Genomic DNA, 6,653 nt, shown 5'->3' with positions numbered 1-6,653 from the left:
GGCTTTGTCGACAAGCTGAGACGCCTAATTGGCGTCTTATTTTTATTTAAATCTAACAACATTCTCTGCTCTGTTTTCACCACACTAAATAGATGTCGATCATGCGTCAGCGTCTTCTGCTGCACCTCAAATAATAACTCCTCGACGACCTGTAGGATTCAGTACGTATTTAACATATTTAAGGCTTTTATTTGCAAATAGGCGGAATGGTTTTGCCGAGGCCCTGCGTGATTCGGTCGTGATTTTTGACTTATCTCGAACATGCGCTTACAAGTTATCGTTCTCAAGCCGCTTTGAGTTTGATCGTTTCGTTCGGCGGAAGCCGTAAAGCCCTGTAAGATGTGTGTGTACTCCGCAGACGTGCCGGCTTTGTTTCCGCAAGTAACCCCATCTTGTCTAAAAATCAAAAGGATCATTCCATAACAATAATAAAATCATCCATTTCAATATTTTTTTATTGTAAAACGATAAATAATGTGTTAAATTCAAATCGACAAAAATAAGTGAGGTGCTTTTTATGAAACGAGGATCAACACTCTTTTTAAAGATCGCTGTTATTCTTATTGGAATCCCGGTTCTTGCTTTGTGCATCTTTTTTGTGCCGGGAATAGCGAATTTTACAGCCGAATTGTATCCAGATATTTCTTATCTGAAATATCTCGTTTATATCGATTTGTATGCAGCGGCGATACCTTTTTACTTTGCTCTGTATCAAGCCTTTAAGCTTTTAAGCTATATTGACCGGAATAAAGCTTTCTCGGAATTATCTGTACGGGCTTTAAAGAATATAAAATACTGTGCAATCACCATCAGTATTTTATTTGCAGCAGGCATGCCACTCTTCTATCTCATCGCGGATATGGACGACGCTCCAGGTATCATACTCATCGGATTGGTCCTTATTTTTGCTTCAATGGTTATCGCAGTCTTTGCCGCTGTTCTCCAAAGGCTATTGCAAGAAGCGATCGATATAAAATCAGAAAATGATTTAACAGTCTGAGGTGAAAACAATGGCAATTATCATCAATATTGACGTGATGCTGGCTAAAAGGAAAATGAGCGTAACAGAACTTTCAGAAAAGGTTGGAATCACAATGGCGAATCTTTCTATATTGAAAAACGGAAAGGCGAAGGCCATTCGCTTATCAACTTTAGAGGCAATTTGTAAGGCTTTAGAATGTCAGCCCGGAGATATTTTGGAATACCGAAGTGATGAAGACACCCAGGATTAAAAAAGTATTTAATATGGAAAGAAACCAGTTATTCGGCGGTGATCCTATGCGCATACCCGTAAGTCTGTTCAGCTGCTATACTAAGCCGGCCTTGCATATATGCAGAAAAAAACTTCGGAGGCACACATCATGAGAGCACTAAAACAACTCGTTCGTTTTGGATGGGAGCAGTCCCTGTCATGTTTATTTCCTGTCGTTATTTTTGCCTCTTTGGCTATTACACAAATCATCCCTCTTCCCTTCCTGCCGCGGTATGACTGGCTGCTCATCATCTGTGTTCTCATGCAGTGGTGGATGGTGCGTTCCGGGCTTGAAACACGGGATGAATTAAAAGTGATCACCTTGTTCCACATTATTGGACTTGCTCTTGAACTTTTCAAGGTGCAAATGGGCTCCTGGTCTTATCCCGAGGAAGGTTATTCCAAAATCTTTGGAGTGCCGTTGTATAGCGGCTTTATGTACGCAAGTGTAGCCAGTTATCTTTGCCAGGCGTGGAGAAGGCTTAAGGTTGAACTGGTTAAGTGGCCGCCGTTTTTCGTTGTTGTACCTCTTGCCGCTGCAATTTATTTGAATTTTTTCCTCCATCATTTTTGGATTGACGTCCGCTTTTGGTTATCTGGACTTGTGATGATTGTCTTTTGGAAATCATGGGTCATATACGAGGTTAATGGCATTCGTTACCGTATGCCGCTCGCACTTTCTTTTGTGCTCATCGGATTTTTTATATGGATAGCCGAAAATATCGCAACGTTTTTTGGAGCCTGGACATATCCAAACCAAACCAGTGCGTGGAGTCTCGTTCATGTAGGGAAGGTGAGTTCATGGCTCTTATTAGTGATTGTCAGCTTTCTAATCGTAGCCACGTTAAAACTGGTTAAGGGGAAAGATTCCACTAGAGTGGATACTGGTCAATATTTTAAAGGGTAATAAGGAACTGTGGAAGCTATTGCAGGCATTATGAATAAATAAAGACGCCTTAGTCGGCGTCTATTTTTTAGTATTCGCACTCTTTGTCTCTCACTCTTTTTTCATAACTGCATCAACACTATGGCTCATTATCTTATTGTTTGTCGGGTCGTATATACCGTCATTTTTCTTCAATGATTTTCCGTATGTATTTTCACAGTTTTAAATTCTTCAATTTCTTCATTTATTGGTCGCACTTTTATGTTTCATTATCATGTACCTTTTTACCCCTCAAAATAGAGACGCTGCAATCAGCGCCTTTTGATTTGCCTGAAAAGATTGTTCATTTATATTAAAGTTTGATTAAATTAAGCATTTGATGATGGTACCCATTTGTGTATAATTAGAAGAATATTCTGGTATTTATTATTTCTACGGGGTGGGATAGTGATGGACAAACACGAATATGAGTGGGTGAAACAAACAAGACAGATCTTACTAGACCAGTGTAAAGAATTGAATAAAAATGATTTTACAAAAGAGTTTGGATTTGGTTTTCAAAGTATAAGAGATTCTTTCGTTCATGTGGCTGGTTGTTATCATGCTTGGCTGGGTTCTTTTGTGCTTTCAAAAACAACTTCACCACTATTACCAAAGGAAGCAATCAATAATATGCAGATCGAAGATATTCAACGTTATTTTCAACAGGCTAACATATATGTAGATACTGTATTTGAACAATTCACTGATAAATTTGATGATTTTATCGAAAAAGAGCCTTCTTGGAAAGTGGGCAGTGGCGCCGTAAAAAAAACACCACACCAATTACTAATCCATTCTGTTACGCATGAGTTTCATCATAAGGGGCAAATTGTAGCAATGCTACGGTTGCTTGGTTATATTCCTAATAATACAGACATTTTAGGACTGCCTGAAAAAGAATTTTCTATACATCAATAATAGATTCATGAGTTATCACTCAGACAGCGTATCTGTTACGTTCAGGCCACTGTATGAACCAAAAGATATGCTGAACGGCCTGAAAATAGATCATCCTTACTTTAAGTCGAGGGCGTGCGCGGCCATGCTGCGGGATTAGGCAAGGAAGACAATGCGCGGCGGAAGCTACACGCTGAGAGAAAAGACGTCGAAGAAACGGAGAAGTACGTTTATATTGAGGCGATTGGGTGCCGATTCAAACACCGGGTCAAGACTAAAAACGGATTAATGCGGATTCCTTCGTTCCATGAATGGCGGTGAATTGAACGCACTATTGTCGCATTCTAATAGTCGGAGGTTGAGGCCGAATGGTTTACGAAACAAAAGGCTACGATACGACGATTGTTTACGACTATAAAGAGTATCCGGACGTCCACTACGGGCGCTGCGATAACTGCGACAATACGCTGGTTAAATTTCGGTGAAGGACGGCGTTTTCCTACGTGAGTGCCGTCAGTGCGGTATGAAAAAAAGCATATAAAATCTCTAAGATGCTGGTTTTCCGGTGTCTTTTTTATTTACAAGACATCATCCCATTCACATCACACTAACTTTTCCCTATTTTATAACATTATGTAAGCCTCATGAAAACCTTTTCCTTATATTGGTACAATTAATCTATCAACTACATATTCAAACAAATGAAAGGGAGATGTGAAGATGAAAAAACTCATCATAACAACGACCGTTGCTTGTATGTTCGGTACATGTTTAGCGCCTTTTTCTTCCGAAGCGCAAGCCAAGACAGACTCACAAATTCAACTAGATACGTTGACAATTGAGGAAGAAATGGAAGCGCAACAAATAGCCGAGGACTTAGCGTTCATTTTTGGGGAAGCCTCCTCAGTCGTTGACGGAAAGTTCGTCATCAATAAGGATATGGTCGCGGAAAAATTCGGTCAATCGTCCGTTGCTACAGTGGAAGCATTTGCTAAACTTGTTAATGGAGAGGAGCTAACAGCGGAGGATTTAAAAGGCGTCCCCGATCCCACAGCAAATTCCAGTCAATTTCATACGGCTTCATGGTGGGGATGTCTTAAAGAAAAAATCATTGATTTTACCGGCTTGGGATTTATTGGCGGCGGCTTGGAAAAGATGCTTAAAAAGAAACTTTGGAAAAAAGCCGCGACTGAAATAATCAAGATTGTCGGAAAAAATGCAATTCGCGGCGGCGTCCTTGGATTAGCCGGAAGTCTTGCATGGTTTAGTGTGCGTTGCATCGGAAAATAAAGAGAACAAAGGGGATGTTATCACATGAATATGGCTAAATACGGGTCATTCTTTATAATCACTTTGGTACTGCAGTTGATTTTGTTTTTTGTTATTAAAAAAGATACTGGTATGACTATTATTGATATGGTGGTGATGTCCTTACTGTTAGCGATCTTCTCATTTATTTTAGACAAAGTCCTCAGAAAAGGAAAATCAGCATAAAATAAAAGAAAGGGCGCCAATTACGGCGCCCTTTTTCGTTTATACGAACGATAAAGGTTACGTAGTTCGAGTCGAACTAGCGAACGAAGACGGTTACGAGGCGAATACGAGTTACATCTTTTTCACAATATCAATTACGTGTCATACTATGCCCACGCCGTAATAAAGTGATCATGCAACTTCTAAAAAAATACCCCCGCCTAAAAAGACGAGGTCACTGCGGTCACACTTACGTTCATTATCGACTCTATTTTACTATAATTACGGGTCACACTCCGGCCACTTCGGGTCACAGTCGGGGTCACATTCCCGCCTATAATTGACGTTTAATGTTCGGATTTTACTGTGACCGGTCACACATCGATCACAAACCTTCGCTTCATCTCGCACCCTCCGTCACCGATTATCAATCGTCTCCGGATACAGATCATGATTCATCATCCGATATTCGGCCATTTTTTCATACTTTGTGCCGGGTTTGCCGTAGTTGGTGTACGGGTCGATTGAGATTCCGCCTCTCGGCGTAAATTTGCCCCAGACTTCGATGTAGCGCGGGTCCATCAGCTCAATTAAATCGTTCATGATGATGTTCATGCAGTCTTCGTGAAAATCGCCGTGGTTTCGAAAACTGAAGAGATACAGTTTCAAAGACTTGCTTTCTACCATTTTTTTATCAGGGATGTAGCTGATATAGATCGTGGCAAAATCGGGCTGTCCGGTTTTCGGGCACAGCGATGTGAATTCAGGGCAGTTGAATTTCACGAAGTAGTCCCTGTTTTCGTGTTTATTCGGGAAAGACTCAAGCACTTCCGGAGAATAGTCAAACAAATACTTGGTGCCTTGATTTCCAAGAAGGGTTACGCCTTCGAGTTCTGAATCTTTTCTTGTCGTCATCATTCATCTTCCTTTCTTAAATCAAACGCCCCGTTTGTTTCCCCAGATCAGGGTGTGGAGCTGCGGGAGAACGCGGACTCGGTTTAATTCAGGGTCGCGCGTGACCGCTTCTACCAGCTGTTCATATTTTTGAAGCAGCCGTTCGACGAGCCGCTCTTGGTCTTCTGTATGAACGTCATCATTTCCGACCTGGAGAAAAAACGGGATATCGGGATAACGCTGGTGAACTTGTTTTGCAAATTGAAGGTCATCCGCCGTAAAAATGACGACCTTCAAACTTGCCGCTGCCGCCCGGCCGTGTTCTTTCAGCTTTTCAACAATATGATCAAGCTTGTTAAAATCGGTTTTCATATTGGAGCTCGGCGGCTTTGGCGAAATTGTTAAATCATCGATTCCGGTAAACCAGTCTTGATAAAACGTCCCTTGCGTCTCAAGCGCTGTCCGTATACCGTTTTCTTTCAGAAGCGAAATCAGTCTGTCCAGCTGTTTTAAAAGCGCCGGGTTGCCTCCTGAAATCGTAACGTGCGAGAAGGCGTTTTCGCCGATGTCTTTAAGAGATTCGTATACTTCTTCCGCGGTCATCCATTTGATGTCTTTTTTCGCCGAACCGTCCCAGGTAAAAGCTGAATCGCACCAGCTGCACGAATAGTCACAGCCGGCTGTTCTGACAAACATCGTCTTTTGCCCGATGACCATCCCCTCTCCCTGAACCGTCGGACCGAAAATTTCAAGTACGGGAATCGGCTTAGCCATGCTGAACACCCGGTTTCGGACGGTACACGACATAGCTTGTCGGCGTTTCCCTGACAAACACCTGGACGCAATGCGGACGGTTTTTGAGATCTTTCAAATAAGCGTCTACTTTATCGTAAATCGTTTTCGCCACCACTTCTGTCGAAGGAATCCGATCCGCGCTTTCACCCGAAAATTCCTGATGATCATTTAAAAGCGTATGATCGTATTCACCGTGAATCAATTTTTTAATGGTGCTGAAGTTGACAAGGAAGCCTGATTCATTCAACTCATCCCCGGCAATCGTGATATTGATTGTATACGTATGACCGTGCACTCTGCTGCATGCGCCTGCATCCTCTCTCGGAATAAAATGCGCGGCTGACATCTGCATATCTTTATTTAATTCAAAAGAGTAAGGATGGCTTGGTTGCGGATAAATTTGTGTAAGCACTG

General features: G+C 41.8%; 8 protein-coding genes and 1 pseudogene. 6 read left to right on the top strand and 3 right to left on the bottom strand.

Going from position 1 to position 6,653, the window contains the following annotated elements:
- Positions 1-517 precede the first annotated feature (517 nt).
- The 6 genes and pseudogenes from BTA31_RS08805 (at position 518) to BTA31_RS08785 (ending at position 4,367) form a co-directional block, all read left to right on the top strand.
- Entirely contained in the window at positions 518-1,000 is a 483-nt protein-coding gene (locus tag BTA31_RS08805) for a DUF2975 domain-containing protein (protein ID WP_076790888.1), read from the top strand.
- A 10-nt stretch (positions 1,001-1,010) separates the two neighbouring features.
- On the top strand, positions 1,011-1,232 hold the full coding sequence (locus BTA31_RS08800; RefSeq protein WP_003181209.1) for a helix-turn-helix domain-containing protein: 222 nt from the start codon (positions 1,011-1,013) through the stop codon (positions 1,230-1,232).
- Between the two features lie 129 nt (positions 1,233-1,361).
- The gene (locus BTA31_RS08795; protein ID WP_076790886.1) at positions 1,362-2,159 is read left to right on the top strand and encodes a DUF817 domain-containing protein; all 798 of its coding nucleotides are present in this window, start codon (positions 1,362-1,364) and stop codon (positions 2,157-2,159) included.
- A gap of 429 nt (positions 2,160-2,588) precedes the next feature.
- The gene (locus tag BTA31_RS08790) at positions 2,589-3,098 is read left to right on the top strand and encodes a DinB family protein (RefSeq protein WP_076790884.1); all 510 of its coding nucleotides are present in this window, start codon (positions 2,589-2,591) and stop codon (positions 3,096-3,098) included.
- A gap of 347 nt (positions 3,099-3,445) precedes the next feature.
- Positions 3,446-3,618: pseudogene (locus tag BTA31_RS22540) on the top strand (DUF8096 family protein).
- A gap of 179 nt (positions 3,619-3,797) precedes the next feature.
- Entirely contained in the window at positions 3,798-4,367 is a 570-nt protein-coding gene (locus BTA31_RS08785; RefSeq protein WP_094777416.1) for a hypothetical protein, read from the top strand.
- Between the two features lie 600 nt (positions 4,368-4,967).
- Here the strand turns inward: BTA31_RS08785 and queF are convergent.
- Genes queF through queD form a run of 3 tightly spaced genes read right to left on the bottom strand, consistent with a single transcriptional unit; the run spans position 4,968 to position 6,651 of the window.
- Entirely contained in the window at positions 4,968-5,465 is a 498-nt protein-coding gene (gene queF, locus BTA31_RS08775; RefSeq protein WP_043927401.1) for a preQ(1) synthase, read from the bottom strand.
- Between the two features lie 21 nt (positions 5,466-5,486).
- On the bottom strand, positions 5,487-6,218 hold the full coding sequence (queE, locus tag BTA31_RS08770; RefSeq protein WP_076790881.1) for a 7-carboxy-7-deazaguanine synthase QueE: 732 nt from the start codon (positions 6,216-6,218) through the stop codon (positions 5,487-5,489).
- Positions 6,211-6,651, bottom strand: coding sequence for a 6-carboxytetrahydropterin synthase QueD (queD, locus tag BTA31_RS08765; protein WP_043927398.1), 441 nt, complete (start codon positions 6,649-6,651; stop codon positions 6,211-6,213). Before queD ends, queE begins: the two co-directional genes overlap by 8 nt.
- Between the last annotated feature and the right edge of the window lie 2 nt (positions 6,652-6,653).

Source organism: Bacillus haynesii (assembly GCF_001969855.1).
In the GTDB taxonomy this organism is placed as follows: Bacteria; Bacillota; Bacilli; order Bacillales; family Bacillaceae; genus Bacillus; species Bacillus haynesii.
This window is presented reverse-complemented; position numbering and strand designations above follow the sequence as displayed.

What these genes read in the sequence shown, in the direction of transcription:
- BTA31_RS08805 (WP_076790888.1), top strand. Translation starts at nt 518, where the DNA reads ATGAAACGAGGATCAACACTCTTTTTAAAGATCGCTGTTATTCTTATT.
- BTA31_RS08800 (WP_003181209.1), top strand. Translation starts at nt 1,011, where the DNA reads ATGGCAATTATCATCAATATTGACGTGATGCTGGCTAAAAGGAAAATG.
- BTA31_RS08795 (WP_076790886.1), top strand. Translation starts at nt 1,362, where the DNA reads ATGAGAGCACTAAAACAACTCGTTCGTTTTGGATGGGAGCAGTCCCTG.
- BTA31_RS08790 (WP_076790884.1), top strand. Translation starts at nt 2,589, where the DNA reads ATGGACAAACACGAATATGAGTGGGTGAAACAAACAAGACAGATCTTA.
- BTA31_RS08785 (WP_094777416.1), top strand. Translation starts at nt 3,798, where the DNA reads ATGAAAAAACTCATCATAACAACGACCGTTGCTTGTATGTTCGGTACA.
- queF (WP_043927401.1), bottom strand. Translation starts at nt 5,465, where the DNA reads ATGACGACAAGAAAAGATTCAGAACTCGAAGGCGTAACCCTTCTTGGA.
- queE (WP_076790881.1), bottom strand. Translation starts at nt 6,218, where the DNA reads ATGGCTAAGCCGATTCCCGTACTTGAAATTTTCGGTCCGACGGTTCAG.